Genomic DNA, 19104 nt, shown 5'->3' on the forward strand with positions numbered 1-19104 from the left:
GTGCGCTGAGAGGTTCCTGAGCGTCTCATGCAGACGCGTGCTCGGTCGTCCCGATCTCGTGCTCGTCGAGGATCGTGTAGGCGTAGCCCTGCTCGGCGAGGAAGCGCTGGCGGCCGAGCGCGAACTCCTGATCCACGGTGTCGCGCGCCACGATCGTGTAGAAGCTGGCCGTGCGGCCACCCTTCGGGCGGAGCAGGCGACCCAGCCGCTGCGCCTCCTCCTGCCGCGAGCCGAACGAGCCGGATACCTGGACGGCGAGGGACGCATCCGGCAGGTCGACGGAGAAGTTCGCCACCTTCGAGACGACGAGCACCCGCTCGCGACCCTCGCGGAACGCCTGGAACAGCACCTCTCGCTCGGACACCGGCGTCTCGCCGGTGATGAGCGGTGCGTCGAGCGCGGCTGAGAGGTCGTCGAGCTGGTCGAGGTACTGCCCGATGACGAGGGTCGGCTCGTCGGGGTGCTGCGCGAGCACGCGCTTGACGGTGTCGATCTTGCGCGGGCTCGAGGCGGCGATGCGGTAGCGATCGCGGTCGCCGGAGGCGGCGTACTCGAGCCGCTCGTCCTCGTCGAGCTCGATGCGCACCTCGTAGCACTCCGCGGGCGCGATGAAGCCCTGCTGCTCGATCTCCTTCCACGGCGCGTCGAAGCGCTTCGGGCCGATGAGGCTGAAGACATCCGACTCGCGGCCGTCCTCGCGCACGAGCGTCGCGGTGAGGCCCAGGCGGCGACGCGCCTGCAGATCGGCGCTGAGCTTGAAGACCGGGGCGGGCAGCAGGTGGACCTCGTCGTAGACGATGAGGCCCCAGTCGAGGGCATCGAGCACGCCCAGGTGCGCGTACTCGCCCCCGCGCTTGACCGTCAGGATCTGGTAGGTCGCGATGGTGACCGGCTTGATCTCCTTCGACTGACCGGAGTACTCGCCGATCTCATCCTCCGTCAGGCTCGTGCGGGCGAGCAGCTCGGCCCGCCACTGCCGCGCCGAGACGGTGTTCGTCACGAGGATGAGCGTCGTGGTGTCGGTCGCGGCCATGGCGGCGGCACCGACGATGGTCTTGCCGGCGCCGCACGGGAGCACGACGACGCCCGAGCCGGCCTCGGCGAAGTGCGACACCGCATCCGACTGATAGGGACGCATGCTCCAGCCGTCCTCGACCAGGTCGATCTCGAGCGGGGTGCCGGGGGTGTAGCCGGCGAGGTCCTCTGCCGGCCAGCCGAGCTTGACGAGCTCTTGCTTCAGCTCGCCGCGCGCCCAGTCGATGACCCGGATGCCGCCCTCGACGGGGCCGCCGAGCAGCGGCTGGATCTTCTTCGCGCGCCGCACCTCCTCGAGCACGGGGCGGTCGTCGCTGCGCAGCACGAGGCCCTCGTCGTCGCGCTCGATGACGAGGCGGCCGTAGCGGCCGATGGTCTCGCGGATGTCGTGGGAGACGCCCGCGGGCACGGGGAACTTGGCGTGGGTGTCGAGGGTGCCGACGATCTCGTCGGCGGTGTGGCCGGCGGCGCGGGCATTCCAGAGGCCCAGGCGCGTGACGCGGTAGGTGTGGATGTGCTCGGGCGCGCGCTCGAGCTCGGCGAACACCTGGAGCGCCTGGCGGGCGGCCGCGGCGTCGGGGTGGGCGACCTCGAGCAGCACCGTCCGGTCGGACTGCACGATGAGCGGGCCTGGAGAAGTCATAGCGTTCCAGCCTAGTGGCCCGGGCTGGACTCGTGGGGGCGGCGGCCGACGGGCGTCAGGCGGCGCCGAGCCCCGCGACCTTCGTGATGGCGCTGAGGGGGAGCGTGCGCTCCACGTCGCGGTTCGCATCCCTCGCGCGCAGCCGGCCGTTCGCCACCGCGAGCGGCACGAGCTCGATGTCGACCGGGTCGGTCGCGGTCGTCACGGTCAGCCGCACCGGCACGCGGTCGCGGATCGCTCCCTGCAGCTGCCGCTCGAGCCAGGTGCGCTCCTGCTCACCGACCTCGAAGCCGGCATCCCGCAGCCGGGCGACGAGGCGGTGCCGCTCGCGCACGGGCCGCGGCGCGCGCTCGGCGACGCGCCGCACGAGCTCGCCGGCCGCATCCTCGAGCACTGCCGGGTAGCGCTCCTCGAGCAGCGCAGCGAGCGCCTCCTCGGCGCTGGTGCGGAACGTGACCCGGTGCGGCCCGGTCTGCAGCGGCCCTGCGCTGATCAGCGCGCGGTCGACCGCGATCGTGCGGATCAGCTGCTCGTCGTCGCTGCGCGCCTGCGACCGCGCACCGCCCTCCGCCACCGGATCGACCGGCCGCACTCGCAGCGAGCCGAACTTCGCGGCGGTCGTGCGCACCAGGTAGGTGACCGGCTGGGGCAGGCCCGTGAGCGAGATCTCGTCCAGGAACCGCAGCACCTCGTCGACCTCGTCGCCGGCAGCGAGCCCCGCCGCGACCGACTGCGCCGAGATGCGCCAGTGCGAGGCGATGCCAGCGCGCTCGATGCGCGCGATGCGCCGCAGTCGCCCCTCGACCGCCGCCTCGAGGGGGCCGGGCGCGACGGCCGACAGGTCGGGCTGCAGGTAGACGGATGCGGTGGCAGGAGGCACGTGGGCGGCGAGCGCCGCGAGCGCGTCGTCCGGGCGCTCGCGCAGATCGGCCGCGAGGGCGGTGCGGGCGCCGCGGTCGGCGAGCCCGAGGCGCTCGGCCTGCCGCTGCTGCCGCTCGCGCACGGCCAGCACTGCGGCATCGGCGAGCGGGAAGCGCTCGCGCGGGTCGCCGGCGACCGCATCGCCGTCGGGCGTCGCGTCGAGCCAGGCGCTGGCGATCGCGAGCCAGCGCTCCGGCACGGGCGCCGCGAGCCAGGCGTCGGCGTCGACGGTGGCGCGCAGGCGCCCGTCGCGCCGATCGATCAGGCCAGCGAGCAGCGCCGGCTCGAGGCGCTCGTCGAGCTGTGCCGGGTCGGCGTCGACGGCGGCAGCGAGGTCGCGCCCGGTCGCTGCGGGCATCTGCGAGCGGCTGCGCAGCACGATCGGCGCATCGGCGACCCGGTGCACGAGCTCTGCCACCTTGATGGTCTCGTCGATCGCGGCCTGCGGCGCCGTGCTGCTCTCGAGCGGGGGCGCTCGGTGCTGCGCGCGCTCCGCCGCCGCGCTCGCGCTGGGCGAATCGGCGAGCGCGCTGGTCGCGAGCGCCCGCACCTGCGGCAGCGCAGCGCCGTCGACGGCCAGCAGCAGCTGCTCGAGCCTCGGCGTGGAGCCGCCGTCGCGGAGCGCCGCCAGCTCTGCCGCCGACCGCCATCGGAGCGCCTGCGCGATGGAGGCATCCGCCACCAGGTGCTCGGCGAGGTCGAACGTGGAGGCGAGCTGCGGCGGCACCTGGCGCTCGACGACGAGCGTGTCGAGCGCGTCGTCCGGCATCGCCTGGATGCGTGCGGCGAGCTCGACGACGTTCATCGGCGGTCGCGCGACTTGCCGCGGACGCTCGAGATGACGAGGACCACGACGCAGACGATCATGAGCGGCAGGGAGACGAGCGGCAGCCAGAACGCGTACTGCCAGACGATGCCGTCGAAGAACGCGTTGCCTTGCTGGAAGGCGATGCGGAGGAGGGATGCCGCGAAGCCCAGCACCGCGATGCCCGCGAAGACCACGACCAGGACGGCGAGGATGCGCTCGAACGCGTCGCGCTTCGAGCGCGGCTCGGGCGCGGTCTGCGTCGCGCGCTTCTTGGGGCGCTGCGTCGGGTTGGTGCTGGCCTTCGGCATCCGGCCAGGATATCGCGGCGAACGGCTCAGCCGGTGCCCACTACCCTGGGGCGAGCGGCAGGTCGCCGCGCGTGAGCTGCAGCAGGAGGGTGCCATGCCGACGGGCAGGGTGAAGTTCTTCGACGAGGCCAAGGGCTTCGGTTTCATCGCCGGTGATGACGGCGGTGAGGTGTTCCTCCACGCCTCCGCGGTGCCAGAGGGCGTCGTGATCAAGCCCGGCGCCAAGGTCGACTACGGGGTCGCCGAGGGGCGGCGCGGGCCCCAGGCGCTGTCGGTGCGCGTCGTCGGTCCGACCGCGGTGAAGGCCGCGCGCCGCGACACCGAGGACATGGCGATCATCGTCGAGGACCTCGTGCGCCTGCTCGACACCATCGGCAACGACCTGCGACGGGGCCGCTACCCGAGCGCTGCGCACGGCTCGACGGTCGCGCAGATGCTGCGGAGGGTCGCCGATGACCTCGATGCCTGAGAGCCAGCACGAGATCCCGGAGCCCGAGGCCGGCGAGGGCGAGGTGCCCGAGCCGGCATCCGGGCCGCCGGTCACCGCCGAGCCGATGACCGCCGAGCCGGAGACCGCGCAGTCGGGAACCGCCGAGTCGGAGGCCGCCGAGCACGAGACTGCGGAGACCGCGGAGATCGCGACGGCCGACCGCGAGGCTCCCGTGCCGACGACCCCCACCATGCAGGAGCTCGAGCTGGCGCTCGCAGCGCTCGACGAGATCGCGCCCTCCGGGGCGGTCGGCGAGGTGCAGGATGCCCTGGCCACGGGCGGCGCGCACGGACAGGCGCAGGTGGTGGCGATCCGTCACGCCTCGCAGCTCGCCGGCTACCCGGACTGGTCGTGGACCGTACTGCTCTCGCGCGGGCTCGAGGGCGGCCCGACCGTGCTCGAGGTGGCGCTGCTGCCCGGTGAGACCTCGCTGCTGGCGCCCGCATGGGTGCCGTGGTCGGAGCGCCTCGCCGACTACCTCGCGGCGAAGGACGCCGGCCTCGAGGGCGACGATGTCGACGACGACGAGGAGCTCGACTCGGATCTCGAGGCCGACCTCGAGGACGACTTCGACGACGACTTCGACGTCGAGGACGCCGACACCGACGACGACGCCGACGCCGACCGCGACTGACCCCCGCAGCTCAACCGGCCAGCTGGTCGCGGATCGCGCGACGCGCGTCGGCTGTCCAGCTGCCCGGTTGAGGAGTGCTCAGCGGGCGTCGAGCAGGTGGTCGAGGCAGCGCGTCAGCTGCACGACATCGCTCGGCTCGATGGCCGCGAAGGTCGCGACCCGCAGCTGGTTGCGGCCGAGCTTGCGGTAGGGCTCCGTGTCGACGATGCCGTTGGCGCGCAGCGCCTTGGCCAGCGCCGCGGCGTCGACCGTCTCGTCGAAGTCGATCGTGACGACGACGTTCGAGCGGTGCTCGGGGTTCGCCACGAACGGCGTGGCCTCGGCGCGCTGCTCCGCCCACGCGTAGAGCGACGCCGATGACTCGGCCGTGCGCGCGGCCATCGCGTCGAGCCCGCCGCCGGCGAGCATCCACTGGATCTGCTCGTCGAGCAGCAGCAGCGTCGCGAGGGCGGGCGTGTTGAGCGTCTGGTCGAGGCGCGAGTTGGTCACCGCCTGCTGCAGGGACAGGAAGTCCGGGATGTAGCGGTCGGATGCCGCGATGCGCTCGATGCGCTCGATGGCCGCCGGCGAGGCGAGCGCGAGCCACAGCCCGCCGTCGGCCGCGAAGTTCTTCTGCGGCGCGAAGTAGTAGAGGTCGGTCTCGGCGACGTCGACGGCCAGACCGCCCGCCGCGCTGGTCGCGTCGACGACCGTCAGCGCATCCGACCCCGCTGCCGTGGCGCCTCGCACCACGGGGTGGAAGACGCCGGTCGAGGTCTCGTTGTGCGGGTAGGCGATGACGTCGACGCCCTCGACGGGCTCGAGCACGGGCCGGGAGCCGGGCTCGGCCGTGGCGATGCTCGGCGCCTCGAGCCAGGGAGCGGCTGCGGCCTTGCCGAACTTCGCGCCGAACTCGCCGAACGTGAGGTGGTGCGAGCGACGCTCGATCAGGCCGAACGCCGCAGCATCCCAGAACGCGGTCGAGCCGCCGTTGCCGAGCAGCACCTCGTAGCCCTCCGGCAGGGAGAACAGCTCGGAGAGCCCCTCGCGCACGGAGCGCACGAGCGACTTGACGGGCGCCTGGCGGTGGCTGGTGCCGAGCAGGTCGAGGCTCGACCGCAGGCGCTCGATCTGCTCGGGCCGCACCTTCGACGGGCCGCAGCCGAAGCGTCCGTCGGCGGGCAGGAGGTCGCTGGGGATCACGATGTCGCTCACAGGACGATCCTAGGAGCGCGGGCCAATAAGGTGGAGCCACAGTCGGGCGGGTGCCCGGCCGGCTCACGCCGGTGCGCGCAGGAGAAGGGGGTGCGGATGACCGATCTCGTCGACACGACCGAGATGTACCTCCGCACGATCCTCGACCTCGAAGAGGAGGGCATCACGCCTCTGCGGGCCCGCATCTCGGAGCGGCTGCACCACTCAGGCCCGACGGTGTCGCAGACGGTCGCCCGCATGGAGCGCGACGGCCTCGTCGTCGTCGCGCCCGACCGCCACCTCGAGCTCACCGAGGAGGGCAGGGTCCTGGCGACCCGCGTGCTGCGCAAGCATCGCCTCGCCGAGCGGCTCCTGACCGACGTGATCGGGCTCGACTGGAGCCTCGCCCACGACGAGGCCTGCCGCTGGGAGCACGTGATGAGCGAGCAGGTCGAGCGACGGCTGCTCACGCTGCTCGGCAACCCCACGGAGTCGCCCTACGGCACGCCCATCCCGGGCCTCGCCGAGCTCGGCCTCGACTCCGCAGAGGCCTTCCTGCACGGCGTCGTGCCAGCGACGTATGTGCGAGGCACGCGGGTCGTGCGCAGGCTCGGGGAGCCGATCCAAGGCGACATCGAAGGGCTCTCGGAGCTCCAGGCCGCGGGTGTGCTGCCGGGCGCGGTCGTCGAGGTGAGCGAGGCCGGGACGCGCATCCGGCTCGCCGTCGTCGGCGGCGCAGCGATCGATCTGCCCGCGGAGCTCGCGCAGCACGTCTACCTCGACGCCTGAGCAAGCCCCGCCGCGCTGGCCGAGCGCGGCCTCGGCGGCTCCTGCGTCCAGGGTCCGTCCAGGTCGCGTGCAGGCTCGCCGATACCCTGCGGTGCGATTGTGACGAATTGGTAACGGTCGGGTACTGTCACGAGGTCAGCCCCGCACATCGCGGTGCGGGGGCCTGAAGGAAAGTCCTGGGGGAACACCGACTTCATGAAGCACCACACCACGGCCGTCGCCGTCTCGCCGAGCCCCGCTCGCAGCGCGACCGGGTCCCTGCGTCGCGGCGCCAAGAGCGTCGGCGTCGTCACCATCGCCGCAGCCCTCGTCGGCGCGCTCTCGCTGCCGGCCGCCGCGTTCACGCAGCAGGGTCCGGAGTTCACGCAGGACGAGCTCGCGAGCATCGTCGCCGAGAACTCGCAGACCGTGACGGTCGAAGCCGATGCGCGCATCGACGCCGTCGCCCGCGACGGCATCTCCGGCACCACCGCTGCCGAGCTCGAGGAGCTCCGTGCCGCAGCCGCCGAGGCGGAGGAGGCCCGTCAGGCCGAGCTCGCCGAGGCGCGCGAGGCGGCAGCGGCGAACGCCGAGGCGAGCGCACCCGGGACGGCCGCGGCGGCCGGCACGAGCGCTGCCCCCGCAGCGGCCGCCGTCAACATCCCCGCCAACAGCGGCATCGCCGGCATCGCCCAGTCGCAGCTCGGCGCGCCCTATGTCTGGGGCGGCTCGAGCCCGTCGACCGGCTTCGACTGCTCGGGCTTCACCGCCTGGGTCTTCGGCCAGGCCGGCCACTACCTCCCGCACTCGTCGGGCGCCCAGGCGGGCTACGGCACGCCAGTGCCCGCCTCGCAGGTCGCCTCGGGCGATCTGCTGGTCTGGAACGGTCACGTGGCCGTGCACGCTGGCAACGGCCAGATCATCCACGCCGCCACCAGCGGCAAGCCCGTCAAGTACTCGAGCTACTCGGCGATGGTCGCCGCGTTCGGCACCCCTGAGGTTCGCCGCTTCGGCTGATCCTCTGAACTTGGTGACAAACCGATAACGATTTGATAACGTAGGCCGATGTGCCGCCCCGGCGACACATCGACGCAACACAAGTTTTGGAGCATCTACCTGTGACGACTTCCCCCGAGATGACCGGCAACGAGCCCGGCGCGAAGCGCTTCACCCGCGCCTCCGTCGTGCGCAACGCCCGTCGGGTCGGCGTGATCGCCGTCGCCGCGGCGCTCGCGACCCCCCTGGCCCTGCCCGCCTTCGCCAACTCGTCGGGCGCCGACTCGCAGGAGTCGCTCTCGGCCCTCGTGGCTCGCGACGCGCAGCAGGTCTCCGGTGTGGTGACCGCGGGCGAGAGCGGCCTCAGCGCCGACCGCCTCGACGTGCAGGCCACGACGCCCGAGGAGCTCGAGCAGATCCTCGCCGAGCTCGAGGCCGCAGCCGCTGAGGAGCGCGCTGAGCAGCAGGCCGAGGCTGAGGCCGCTGCCGCGGCCGCTGCGAACAGCGGCTCGTCGTCGTCCTCGTCTTCTTCTTCTTCCTCCTCCTCCTCCTCCTCGGCAGCGTCGTCGTCGTCGGCCTCCGCGTCGTCCGCGGGCTCCGCCGGTGTCTCCGGCAGCGCCGTCGCCAACGCCGCGCTCGCGCAGATCGGCGTCGCGCAGGACTGCACCGCCCTCGTGCGCCGCTCGATCGCCGCGGTCGGCCTCGGCTACTCGGGGATGGGCAACCTCTTCAACCTCGGCCCGACCATCTCGATGGCACAGGCCTCGCCCGGCGACATCATCTACTACGCCAACGGCGGCACCGGCAGCGCCCACGTCGCGATCTACATCGGCGGCGGCCGTGCGGTGCACGGCGGCTGGTCCGGCTACAACACCGTGGTCGCGGGCGTCAACATCGGCGGCTCGGCTCCGGTCTTCATCGACATCACGTGATCTGAGCCCCCGCGGCTCGATCGACGCGAAGCGCCCGTCCTCCTCGCGAGGGCGGGCGCTTCCGCGTCTGGTGCGCGTTAGACTCGTGGAGCCTGGCCTCTGTAGCTCAATGGAAGAGCATCTCCGTCCTAAGGAGCTGGTTGGGGGTTCGAGTCCCTCCAGGGGCACCGATGCGTCGTCACGGCGCAGCTCGCCCGACCGTGCCGCTCACGACTCGGCGTCGTACATGAACTCCTGCACCTGCTGCGGGCAGCGGCATCCCTCTGCCACCTTGGCCGCCCACGTGAGCGCGTCCTCGCGCGTCGCCGCCTCGATCACGAGGAAGCCGCCCGCGAGGCTCGAGGTCTCGGCATGGCCACCGTCCGTCACCGTGCCGTCGCCCGCGACCCGCACGGGCGCGACCGCCTCATCGATGCCGCCGCCGAAGACGTAGACCCCCGCCGCCTTCAGCTCGCGGATCACCGCGTGCGAGGCCTCGGACACCGCCGGCAGCTCTTCGGGGGTGACCTGCATGGCGCTCGGCGGGAACGTGATCAGGAACTTCGTCATGGTGCTCTCCTCGTCCTGCCGCGCATCCGCTCGGCGCCGGCGTCGTCCAGCGCGCCGCGTCGCGAGCTCGCGACGATCCTCCTCCCGAAGCGCCTCGAGCGGAATAGGCTCCTGCCATGTCCTTCCAGGCGTACCTCGACGCGATCGAGACGAAGACCGGCAAGACCCCCCGCGAGCTGATCGACGAGGCGCAGCAGCGCGGCCTGGACGACGAGAAGGTGAAGGCCGGCGAGATCCTGGCGTGGCTGCAGGCCGACTACGGGCTCGGCCGCGGGCACGGCATGGCGCTCGTCCACGTCATCAAGAAGGGTCCGCAGATCGCCGCGAAGCACGTCGGCTCGGCCGGCTCGCACGGTGACGCGAGCGACACGCTCTGGCTCGACGGACAGGCCACGAAGCCCGTCTGATCCGGCAACGCTCGGCGCGGAAGCACCAGCGCCGGCCGCGCCGGTACCATCGAGGGCGGTGCCGTGCCCTGGTGCGCGAGCCACCGCATCCGCCCCCGACGTTCACGAGCGAACGAGCGTCGCCATGATGAGAGAGCGAGCGCATGAGCACCTCCCGTGAGCCGAAGCCCGCCAAGGCGACCGACGGGGCCGCGTGGGATGCGCAGGTGCTCGAGGGGCAACCGCGCGCGCACTACATGCAGTCGGATGCGTGGGCCAGGACCCGTGAGGCGAGCCCCTGGAGGGCGCTGCGCGACACCGTCACCGTGCCGACGACCGGCGGTGGGACGCGCGAGCTGCCGATCCAGCTCTTCGAGCGCTCGGCGCCGCTCGCCGGCCGCATCCTCTTCCTGCCGCGGGTGGCAGGCATCGACCCCTCCGCCGTCGACGCGATCACCGCGCACGCGAAGGCCTACCCGAAGCGCTGGTTCGGGCTCAAGATGGAGACCTTCCAGACGGAGGATCCTGAGCTGATCGCGGCGTTCGAGCGCAACGGCTGGGTGCGCGCCGCATCGAGCCAGTACCAGCACGCGGTCGCCGTCGACCTGACGGGCAGCCTCGACGAGGTGGCCGCTCGATTCAAGAAGCGCGCGCGCAACTCCTACCGCGCGGCGGAGAACAAGTTCGGCGTCACGGTCACGAAGGTCGAGATGACTCCCGAGAACGAGGCGGAGATGCACCGCCTGATCGGCGAGACGAAGGTGCGCTCCGGCGGCTACTTCCGGCACCCGGAGTACTTCCAGCGCATCTGGGACGTCTACAAGACCGTCGGCCAGGGGCACTTCTACGTCGCGCACTACGAGGGCGAGGTGCAGTCGATGGCGTTCGTGATGCGCTTCGGCGACACCGCCTGGTACAAGGATGCGGGCTCGATCCGCGAGAACGCGAAGATCTTCGCGCCCTACCTCATGCAGTGGAAGATCATGCAGGATCTGCAGAGCCAAGGCGTCACGATGTACGAGCTCGCGAACATCCCCGACCCGGCCGAGTGGGAGACGAGCGACATCCGCGGGCTCTACACGTTCAAGACCGCGTGGGCGCCGGAGCCGGTCAAGTACATGCCGACCTTCGAGCTGCCGCTGACCGGCCGCTACGCGCTCTGGCAGAAGGCGGGCCGCTGGCTGCGCGCCGTCTACACGCGGCGCACTGGCGACGCCTGGTTCTGAGTCGCCTGCTCCGCTCTCGCGCCGCGGCCCGGAAGATGCAGGCGTGAGCGCGCCTCCGGCTGGATAGTCCACGCGGGGGCGCGCTCAGGGCGAGATCCTCCGGGGCGCGGCGAGCAGGGCGAAGATCTGGTGGTGTCACGGATGCAGATCCGCGAGATTCTGCGGGTTCCCGTGGTGTCACGGGGCCGGGTCGCCGTGCGGTGACTATCCTCGCGGTGTGCGTGATGACGAGACCGAGACCCAGGGAGACGGCTCCGTCGACGAGGATGCCGACGTCGTCGACGACGTCGCGGGCGCGCCGCAGAGCCCGCGCTCGATGACCGGCAACCCCTCGGTGCCCGCACCCGAGGCTCGCCGCGCCAAGCGCGAGGGCGAGTGGGAGGCATGGGCGGAGGCGCTCCGGCGCGTCGGCGGCCGCAGCCCGCTCACCGACTTCATCGACACCACCGCGACCCGCATCGAGCTGTCGACGACGCATCCGGGTGGTCTCGCGCAGTTCATCACCGGTCGGCCGACGGCACTGTCGAGCCTGATCCGGGACGACCTCGCGCTGCGCGCAGCCCGCTCCGCCGCCGCCGCGATCGCCTCGAAGGGCATCGAGCTCGCCGCCGCCCGCTCGATCGACGCCGTGCACCTCGGGATCGGCATGGCTCGGTTCCCGCACGGCGATGGCGACGTCTACGGCCCCGTGCTGCTGCGCCCGCTCGTGGTGCGCCGCCGCGGCCGCGACTTCGAGCTGCAGCTGCTCGGCCGCCCCTTCGTCAACCCGCGCCTCGCGAGCATCCTGCGCGCCAACCACGGCGTGCGCCTCGACGAGCGCCAGCTGGTGCAGCTGGGCTCGGGCGAGGGCACTTTCACGCCCAACGCGGTGCTGGATGCGCTGCGGCAGGCAGCCGCGCACGTGCCGGGGTTCAGCGTGGAGGCACGGCTGCTCGCCTCCACCTTCGCCGACGTCGGCGAGCCCATGGCCGCCGACCTGCAGCAGCAGGAGCACGACGTGCTCGACGCCGTGCGCGGAGACGAGCAGGCCGCGTGGCGGCTGCGCGAGGGGCGCACGGGCGTCGACGAGACCCCCCAGGACAAGCGCGATCCCGAGATCGACCGCCTCGTGCTCGACGCCGACGCCGAGCAGGACGCGGTGATCGCCGAGGCCGCGGCCGGCAACTCGGTCGTGGTGGAGGCGCTGCCCGGCACGGGCCTCACGCAGACGATCGTCAACCTCGTCGCCGCGCTCGTCAGCGACGACCGGCGGGTGCTCGTCGTCAGCCCCCGCCGCGCTGCGCTGCGCGACATCGCGGACCGCTTCGCCGCCACCAAGCTGCAGTCCCTCGCCGTCTCCGAGGCGACGCTGCGCCGTGACCTGATCGCCGCCATCCGCCGCATCGAGGGCTCGAAGCGACCGGAGACGACCGAGATCGACGAGGCGATGCTGCGCCTGCGCAAGGTGCTGCTCGACTACCGCGCGGCCCTCCGACGCGTCGACCCCGAGCTGCAGGTGAGCGTGCTCGACGCGCTCAAGGAGCTCTCGCGCCTCGCGATGCTGCCCGTCGCTCCCTCGACCCGCGCGCGCCTCAGCGAGGACGCCACCCGCAAGCTCGCGACCGATCGCCCGCGCGTCGCCGCGACGATGGGCAAGGCCGCCGCGCTCGGCCAGTTCAAGTACGGCCCCGGCGACACCCCCTGGTACGGGGCCGCGTTCGCCACCAGCAACGACGCATCCGCCGCCTTCGAGGATGCGAAGGCGCTCGCCGCGACCGATCTGCACGCGCTGCAGGCGGATGCGAAGAAGGTGATCGGCGACACGAAGCTGCGGCCCGCGTCGACGCTCTCGGAGCTCGAGATCCAGGTGGCGCTGCTCACCGACGTGCGCGCGACGCTCGACGTGATGACGCCGTCGATCTACGACCGCCCGCTCGGCGAGCTCATCACCGCGACGGGCCCGCGCCGCGAGGCGCTGCAGTCGCTCGGCGGCATGCAGCGCCGACGGCTGCGCAAGCTCGCCGAGGAGTACGTGCGGCCCGGCGCGCACGTGCCCGACCTGCACGACGTGCTCATCGCCGCGCAGCAGCAGCGGCGCCTGTGGGCGAAGTTCGCGCCCGACGGCTCGATCCCGACCGTGCCGGCGGGCCTCGCGGCGCTCGACGCCCGCCTGCGCGACGTCACCGCGCGGCTCACGAAGCTCGACGCGGCGCTCAGCCCCTCCACGAAGAGCGTCGACCTGCCCTTCGCCGACCTGACCGAGCGCATCGCCGAGCTCGCCGCCCCCAGCGACGCGCTCCAGAACATCCAGGAGCGCGCCGAGCTGATGGCCTCGATCGAGCGCCTCGGCCTCGACGCGCTGCTCACCGACCTCGCCGATCGGCACGTCGCCGACGACCAGGTCGAGCACGAGCTCGACCTCGCCTGGTGGCAGTCGGCGCTGCAGACGATGCTGACGAAGGAGCGCGCGCTGCTGCGCGGCAACACCGACGTGCTGCGCCGCCTCGAGCAGGACTTCGCGCTCGTCGACGAGGCGCACGTCGACGCTTCGAGCGCCCGGCTCGCGCACCAGCTCGCGCAGCAGTGGCGGCTCGCGATCGACGACCACGCGAACGAGGCGGATGCGCTCAAGCAGCTCATCAAGGCGGGTCCGGTCGACGCCGACGAGCTGCAGCGCGTCGCGCCGCACCTGACGCGATCGATCGCGCCCGTGTGGCTCTCGTCGCCCTACGACCTGCACCGGGTGCCCAAGCGCATCCCCTTCGACACCGTGATCATCGCCGACGCCGGAGCCGTCACGATGGCGGAGGCCGCGGGTGCGATCAGCCGCGCGCGCCAGGTGATCGCTGTCGGCGACTCGGTGACGCAGACGCCGTCGCCCTTCGACGTGGGCATCTCGACGCTCGGCGTGCGGCCGAGCGAGGAGCTCGCCACGCCCGACGAGCTGCACGCCGAGTCGGCGCTCTCGCGCCTCGCGGGCGTGCTGCCGACGATGCGCCTGACCCGCTCCTACCGCACGGGCGGTGCCGACCTCGTGACGGCCGTCAACGAGCGCTTCTACGGCGGCCGCATCGAGGCGCTGCCGTGGGCAGGCGCCTACCTCGGCCACGCCTCGCTCACGACGCAGGTCGTGCAGGGCGCCTATGGCCTCCCCGAGCAGGGGGCGGCGACGGTCGAGAGCCCTGACGCCGAGGTGGATCGCGTCGTGCAGCTCGTCACCCAGCACGCGCGCCAGCGCCCGCACGACTCGCTCATGGTCGTCACCGCCAACGAGAAGCACGAGGTGCGCCTGCAGCAGGCCGTGATGGCGGCGCTCGCGACGAACAGCTCGCTGACCGACTTCGTGGTCGCCGAGCGCGAGGAGCCCTTCGTGATCGTCGACGTGACGCACGCGAGCGCGCTCAGTCGCGACCGGGTGATCTTCTCGGTCGGCTACGGCCACACCAGGCACGGCAGGAACGTAGACTTCGGTTCGCTCGGCGCGCCGGGCGGTGAGCGGATGCTGGCGGTGGCGATGACGCGTGCCCGCAAGGCGCTGCAGATCGTCACGGCGTTCGACGCGGCGGCGCTCGATCCCGAGAAGCTCGAGCACGGCGCCTCGCAGCTGCGCGAGATCCTGCTCGACGCGGCTGCCGGGGCCCGCCCGCACACCTATCACGGCGGCGACCCGCTCATGATCGACCTCGCGACGCGCCTGCGCCGCCGCGGGCTGCGCGCCGACGTCTCCTACGACGGTCAACTGCCGCTCGTGGTCGCGAACGGCGGCGTCTGCGCCGCGATCGAGGCCGACCACGACGATGGCGACCGCACGCTGCGCGAGGCGCTGCGCCTGCGCCCAGAGGTGCTGCGCCGCTTCGGCTGGCACACGATGCGCGTGCACGCCTTCGAGCTGTTCACCGACCCCGAGGGCGTCGCCGACCGCATCGCCGAGCTCGTCGGGGCGGATGCGTCGACGCCGTGAGCGGGCGGGGCCCGGCCGCGGTCGGGCCGGAGGCGGGGACGGCTGACGGAGCGCGCGTGGAGGACGCCGCGGAGGCGACGGACGCCGCCGCGGGCGACGCCGCGCATCCGCCTCTCGTGATCCATCGGCGCGGTCGCCGCGTCTCCACGGAGCCGCCGCCCGGCTACACGGGTGAGCCGCCGCAGGAGCGGCAGCAGTCGAACGACAACGACGCGCGGCTGCGGGCCGACGTGCCCCCGCACTGGGGCTGACGCCCGGCCGCGGCTCGCGCTGACGCGAGACGAGGAGCTCGCGTGGCGAGAGGGCGATGCGTCCTCTGTTGGAGACCGATCTCGAATCGATCCTCCGTTCGCGACGCCGAGCGCGCGGGAGTGCCACGCGGTTCGCGCAGACGCAGAACGGGCGGCCCCGCGGGGCCGCCCGTTCCACGTCGCAGCGTCAGAGCGCCGGGGGAGTGCCGCCGGCGGTCGTGCCGCCCTGGCCGCTGCCAGGCTGGGCGTTCGTGGCCTGCGCACGCAGCAGGTCGCGGATGTCGTGGAGGATGTCGACGTCGGTCTCGGCGGGCTCCTCGGGCAGGATGCCACGGCGACGGTCGTGGTGCTCCTTCATCTTGGCCATCGGCAGCACGAGCACGAAGTACACGACGGCCGCGATGATCAGGAAGTTGATGATCGCCGCGATCAGGACGCCGACGGGGAAGATGCCGACCTTCGCCGCCGCGAGCTCGTTGGCGTTGAAGGCCAGCTCGAGCAGCGGGTTGATGATCGCAGTGGTGAACGCGCCGACGATCGCGGTGAACGCGGTGCCGATGACGACGGCGACGGCGAGCTCGACGACGTTGCCCTGCATCAGGAACTTCTTGAAGCCCTCCATGGGGCCCTCCTCAGGATGAGTGGTGGTGGAAGGTCGCGCTGAGGCGGACGAACCGGATGTGGTGGTGGGATTGACCGGAGCTCAGGAGCCCGAGCTGGAGCCGGAGCCGGACGAGCTCGATGCGCCAGAGCTGGAGGCGGCGGGCTTCGACGCCGCGGGCTTCGATTCGCTCGACTTCGAGGAGGCAGGCTTCGAGTCGCTCGACGACGACCCCGGCCCCTTCCCGGCCGCCGCTCGCGAGTCGGTGCGGTAGAAGCCCGTGCCGTTGAAGGTCACGCCGATCGAGCCGTACTGCTTGCGCAGCGCGCCGCCGCAGCTCTCGCACACGGTCAGCGCCGGCTCGTCGAAGCCCTGACGGGCGTCGAATGCGTTGCCGCACGCGGTGCAGGCATAGGCATAGACGGGCATGGCGTTCAGCTCCTGGTGATGATGCGGGTGACCCCGGACTGCGTGACGACGCCGTCGACGGGCTGGTCGTAGTCGGCGTGGGGCACGCTGTCGAAGAGCTCTTCGTCGTGCACGACCGCATAGACCGGAGGACAGTCTGCCATGGCGGCCATCGTCTTGTCGAAGAATCCCCGCCCGCCGCCGAGCCGTGAGCCGTCGCGACCGATCGCGGTGGCGGGGATCAGCATGAGGTCGACCTCGTCGAGCGCGGTCGGTGGCAGCGCGTCGGCCGTGGGCTCCGGCATGCCGAGCGTCGACTCGACCGTCTCGGTGCCGTCGTGCTCGGCCCAGTCGAGCAGGCCGTCCTCGCGGATCACGGGCAGCAGCACCCGGATGCGCTGCTCGCCCGCCCACGCCAGGAAGCGTCGGGTGTCGGGCTCGTCGGGCGTCGAGAGGTAGGCCGAGATCGTTCTCGCGCCGAGCGAGATGACGAGCTCCTGCAGGCTCGCGGCGATGCCGGCGGCGCGCTCTGCCGCGAAGCCGGTGCCTCGCGCGGCGCGCGCGCCGCGGAGCTCGCGGCGCAGCTGTCGCTTGGCGTCCTCGATGGTCGTCTCATGGTCGGTCACAGCCCGGAATCTAGCGGCTCCGCGTGAGAGGGGAGCCGGGCCACCGGGCTCGGCGGAATGTTCCGCGCGCCGGCGCGCTTGCACTCAGCGACGCAGCACGGCGACGCGGCGCAGACCGGGAGGCACGGCGATGGACTACGGGCACGACATCGAGTTCGGCGTCTTCATCACGCCGACGAACCAGCAGCCGCAGCAGCCCGTGCAGCTCGCGCAGCTCGCCGAGCGCGTCGGCTTCGACCTGGCGACGTTCCAGGACCACCCCTACCAGCCCGCCTTCCTCGACACGTGGACGCTGATGAGCTGGGTGGCGGCGCAGACGAGCAGCATCCGGCTCTCGCCCAACGTCGCCAACGTGCCGCTGCGACCGCCCGCCGTGCTCGCCCGCTCCGCTGCGAGCCTCGATCTGCTCTCCGGCGGCCGCGTCGAGCTCGGCCTCGGCGCGGGCGGCTTCTGGGATGCGATCGAGGGGATGGGCGGCACGAAGCTCACACCCGGCCAAGGCGTCGACGCGCTGCGGGAGGCGATCACGATCATCCGCGGCATCTGGGACACGAGCGAGCGCGGCGGCGTGCGCGTCGACGGGCAGCACCACCGCGCGGCCGGCGCCAAGCGCGGGCCGCGCCCCGCGCATCCGATCCCCATCCACGTCGGCGCCTACAAGCCGCGCATGCTGCGCCTCACGGGCGAGCTCGGCGACGGCTGGCTGCCGAGCCTCGGCTACCTGCAGCCCGGCGACCTCGCACGCGGCAACGACGCCATCGATCAGGCGGCAGCGCGCGTCGACCGCGCCCCGCACGAGATCCGGCGCATGCTCAACGTCGGCGCCGACCTGGCCGACGCAGACGGCGTCGAGCGGATGCTCGAGCTGGCCATCGAGGACGGCATCGGCACGTTCATCGTCGCGACCGACGACCCGGGCGTCATGCAGCGCTTCATGGCGGAGGTCGCTCCGGCGGTGCGCGAGCGGGTGGCCGCCGAGCGGGGAGAGCGGGGCACCGCCGTCGCGCCGCGACTCGCCGCGGCGGCGATCGCACGCCGCGCGCCGGCACTCGACTACGACGCGATCCCCGACAGCCTGCGCGCGAGCGCCGTCGAGCCCGGCTCGTGGGAGTACGCCGAGCGCCAGCACACCTACCTGCGCGGCGGCGCGCCGGGCGTGGTGCTGCGGCCGACGAGCCCCGCGCAGGTCGCGGACGCGCTCGCCTACGCGCGCTCGCAGGGCGCGGCGGGTGCCGACGGCGGCCGCGTGCCGCTCGGCATCCGGTCTGCGGGCCACGGCATCTCGGGCCGCTCGACGAACGAGGGCGGCATCGTCATCGACCTGGGTGCGCTCGATCGCATCGACGTGGTGGATGCCTCGCGGCGCCTCGTGCGCATCGGCGCGGGCGCGACGTGGGGTCAGGTGGCGCGGGCGCTCGACGAGCACGGCTGGGCGATCAGCTCGGGAGACTACGGCGGGGTCGGAGTCGGCGGGCTCGCGACCGCGGGCGGCGTCGGCTTCCTCGGCCGCGAGCACGGCCTGACGATCGACCACATCGAGTTGATCGACCTCGTGCTCGCCGACGGCTCGCTCGTGCGCGCGAGCCGCGACGAGGAGCCCGAGCTCTTCTGGGGCATGCGCGGCGCCGGCGCCAACCTGGGAGTGGCGGTCGCCTTCGAGCTCGTCGCGCACGAGGTCGGCACGATGGGCTTCGCGCAGCTCGCGTTCGACGCGAGCGACACCGCCGACTTCTTGGAGCGCTGGGGCGCGACGACCGAGGCGAGCGACCGGGCGGTCACGCCCTTCCTGCTGCTCGGCGGCGACCAGCGCGGCCGACCCCGGGTCGCGCAGGCGATGATCGCCGTCGACGAGCCCGATGCAGAGGCGATCGTCGAGCACCTGCAGCCGTTCGCCGCGGTCGGGCCGCTCGTCGGGCAGCAGGTCGTGCAGACGCGCTACACGGGCGTCATCGACAACGCAGCCGGCGGCCCGCACCGCGGGCACGGCGAGCCGACCACGCGCTCGGCGCTCATCGGCTCGATCACGCCGGAGGTCGCGGCGGCGCTCGCGGCCTTCCTCGACGCCGGCGTGCACCACTTCTTCCAGATCCGCGCGATGGGCGGCGCCATCGGCGACGTCGCCAGCGACGCCACCGCATTCGCGCACCGCGAGGCGCTGTTCTCGGTCGTCGCGCTCGGCTCGCACCGCGCGCGCCTCGATGCCGCGTGGGATGCGCTCGTCGCGCCTCACGCATCCGGCCTCTACCTGTCGTTCGAGACCGACCGGCGGCCGGAGCGCCTCACCGAGGCCTTCCCGCCGGCGACGCTCGCGCGCCTGCGGGCGCTCAAGCAGCGGGTCGACCCCGACAACCTGCTGCGCGACAACTTCAGCGTCGTCGAGGCGACACCCGCGGCCGTCTAGGCTCGACC

18 protein-coding genes, 1 tRNA gene and 1 pseudogene are annotated in these 19104 nt (G+C 72.7%); 12 read left to right on the forward strand and 8 right to left on the reverse strand.

Features of this window, described 5'->3' with window-relative positions; translation table 11 throughout:
* Positions 1-25: 25 nt before the first annotated feature.
* The 3 genes from BQ6202_RS02115 to BQ6202_RS02125 are packed head-to-tail and all read right to left on the reverse strand — an operon-like array spanning position 26 to position 3715.
* On the reverse strand, positions 26-1678 hold the full coding sequence (locus BQ6202_RS02115; protein WP_072312826.1) for a DNA repair helicase XPB: 1653 nt from the start codon (positions 1676-1678) through the stop codon (positions 26-28).
* Positions 1679-1733: 55 nt separating this feature from the next.
* Positions 1734-3404, reverse strand: coding sequence for a helicase-associated domain-containing protein (locus tag BQ6202_RS02120; protein WP_072312827.1), 1671 nt, complete (start codon positions 3402-3404; stop codon positions 1734-1736).
* Complete coding sequence (locus tag BQ6202_RS02125) at positions 3401-3715, reverse strand: hypothetical protein (protein WP_072312828.1); 315 nt, start codon at positions 3713-3715, stop codon at positions 3401-3403. The genes BQ6202_RS02120 and BQ6202_RS02125 overlap by 4 nt, the downstream gene beginning before the upstream one ends.
* Before the next feature lie 94 nt (positions 3716-3809).
* On the opposite strand from BQ6202_RS02125, the gene BQ6202_RS02130 reads away from it, so the two are divergent.
* Together BQ6202_RS02130 and BQ6202_RS02135 are read left to right on the forward strand one after the other, a co-directional pair.
* A complete protein-coding gene (locus BQ6202_RS02130; RefSeq protein WP_072312829.1) occupies positions 3810-4184 on the forward strand; it encodes a cold-shock protein in 375 nt (124 codons plus the stop codon).
* Positions 4168-4839 (forward strand): DUF3027 domain-containing protein, encoded by a 672-nt coding sequence (locus BQ6202_RS02135; protein ID WP_072312830.1) that lies wholly within the window; start codon positions 4168-4170, stop codon positions 4837-4839. Before BQ6202_RS02130 ends, BQ6202_RS02135 begins: the two co-directional genes overlap by 17 nt.
* 78 nt (positions 4840-4917) lie before the next feature.
* Here BQ6202_RS02135 and serC read toward each other — a convergent pair whose 3' ends face one another.
* Positions 4918-6033 carry a phosphoserine transaminase gene (gene serC / locus BQ6202_RS02140; RefSeq protein WP_072312831.1) on the reverse strand — a complete coding sequence of 372 codons (1116 nt, stop codon included), beginning with the start codon at positions 6031-6033 and terminating at the stop codon, positions 4918-4920.
* A gap of 96 nt (positions 6034-6129) precedes the next feature.
* Here serC and BQ6202_RS02145 point away from each other — a divergent pair, with 96 nt between their 5' ends.
* The 4 genes from BQ6202_RS02145 to BQ6202_RS02160 all read left to right on the forward strand — a co-directional run bounded on the left by BQ6202_RS02145 (position 6130) and on the right by BQ6202_RS02160 (position 8875).
* Positions 6130-6801: an iron-dependent transcriptional repressor DtxR gene (locus tag BQ6202_RS02145; RefSeq protein WP_072312832.1), complete on the forward strand. Its 672-nt coding sequence runs from the start codon at positions 6130-6132 to the stop codon at positions 6799-6801.
* Between the two features lie 195 nt (positions 6802-6996).
* Positions 6997-7797: a C40 family peptidase gene (locus BQ6202_RS02150; protein ID WP_072312833.1), complete on the forward strand. Its 801-nt coding sequence runs from the start codon at positions 6997-6999 to the stop codon at positions 7795-7797.
* A 101-nt stretch (positions 7798-7898) separates the two neighbouring features.
* Positions 7899-8708, forward strand: a complete 810-nt coding sequence (locus BQ6202_RS02155; protein WP_143143609.1) for an NlpC/P60 family protein — start codon at positions 7899-7901, stop codon at positions 8706-8708.
* Between the two features lie 95 nt (positions 8709-8803).
* Positions 8804-8875, forward strand: a tRNA-Arg gene (locus BQ6202_RS02160).
* Positions 8876-8915: 40 nt separating this feature from the next.
* Here the strand turns inward: BQ6202_RS02160 and BQ6202_RS02165 are convergent.
* Positions 8916-9257, reverse strand: coding sequence for a YciI family protein (locus BQ6202_RS02165; RefSeq protein ID WP_072312835.1), 342 nt, complete (start codon positions 9255-9257; stop codon positions 8916-8918).
* A 116-nt stretch (positions 9258-9373) separates the two neighbouring features.
* Between BQ6202_RS02165 and BQ6202_RS02170 the strand changes: the two genes are divergently transcribed.
* The 4 genes from BQ6202_RS02170 (at position 9374) to BQ6202_RS02185 (ending at position 15060) form a co-directional block, all read left to right on the forward strand.
* Positions 9374-9664, forward strand: a complete 291-nt coding sequence (locus BQ6202_RS02170; RefSeq protein ID WP_072312836.1) for a DUF4287 domain-containing protein — start codon at positions 9374-9376, stop codon at positions 9662-9664.
* A 143-nt stretch (positions 9665-9807) separates the two neighbouring features.
* On the forward strand, positions 9808-10869 hold the full coding sequence (locus BQ6202_RS02175) for a lipid II:glycine glycyltransferase FemX (RefSeq protein WP_072312837.1): 1062 nt from the start codon (positions 9808-9810) through the stop codon (positions 10867-10869).
* 217 nt (positions 10870-11086) lie between these two features.
* Positions 11087-14809 (forward strand): hypothetical protein, encoded by a 3723-nt coding sequence (locus BQ6202_RS14835; protein ID WP_072312838.1) that lies wholly within the window; start codon positions 11087-11089, stop codon positions 14807-14809.
* A 56-nt stretch (positions 14810-14865) separates the two neighbouring features.
* Positions 14866-15060 (forward strand): hypothetical protein, encoded by a 195-nt coding sequence (locus tag BQ6202_RS02185; RefSeq protein ID WP_072312839.1) that lies wholly within the window; start codon positions 14866-14868, stop codon positions 15058-15060.
* 187 nt (positions 15061-15247) lie between these two features.
* On the opposite strand, the gene mscL is transcribed toward BQ6202_RS02185, so the two are convergent.
* Positions 15248-15682, reverse strand: a complete 435-nt coding sequence (gene mscL, locus BQ6202_RS02190) for a large conductance mechanosensitive channel protein MscL (protein ID WP_072312840.1) — start codon at positions 15680-15682, stop codon at positions 15248-15250.
* Positions 15683-15746: 64 nt separating this feature from the next.
* Here mscL and BQ6202_RS15105 point away from each other — a divergent pair, with 64 nt between their 5' ends.
* Positions 15747-15935 (forward strand): hypothetical protein, encoded by a 189-nt coding sequence (locus BQ6202_RS15105; protein WP_234946109.1) that lies wholly within the window; start codon positions 15747-15749, stop codon positions 15933-15935.
* Between the two features lie 62 nt (positions 15936-15997).
* Here BQ6202_RS15105 and BQ6202_RS15110 read toward each other — a convergent pair.
* Together BQ6202_RS15110 and BQ6202_RS02200 are read right to left on the reverse strand one after the other, a co-directional pair.
* A pseudogene (locus BQ6202_RS15110) lies at positions 15998-16090 on the reverse strand (FmdB family zinc ribbon protein); the annotation flags it as partial.
* 5 nt (positions 16091-16095) lie between these two features.
* On the reverse strand, positions 16096-16695 hold the full coding sequence (locus tag BQ6202_RS02200; RefSeq protein ID WP_072312842.1) for a 5-formyltetrahydrofolate cyclo-ligase: 600 nt from the start codon (positions 16693-16695) through the stop codon (positions 16096-16098).
* A gap of 130 nt (positions 16696-16825) precedes the next feature.
* On the opposite strand from BQ6202_RS02200, the gene BQ6202_RS02205 reads away from it, so the two are divergent.
* Positions 16826-19096: an LLM class flavin-dependent oxidoreductase gene (locus tag BQ6202_RS02205; protein ID WP_072312843.1), complete on the forward strand. Its 2271-nt coding sequence runs from the start codon at positions 16826-16828 to the stop codon at positions 19094-19096.
* Positions 19097-19104 lie beyond the last annotated feature (8 nt).

The sequence above is a fragment of the Agrococcus sp. Marseille-P2731 genome (assembly GCF_900117395.1).
In the GTDB taxonomy this organism is placed as follows: Bacteria; Actinomycetota; Actinomycetes; order Actinomycetales; family Microbacteriaceae; genus Agrococcus.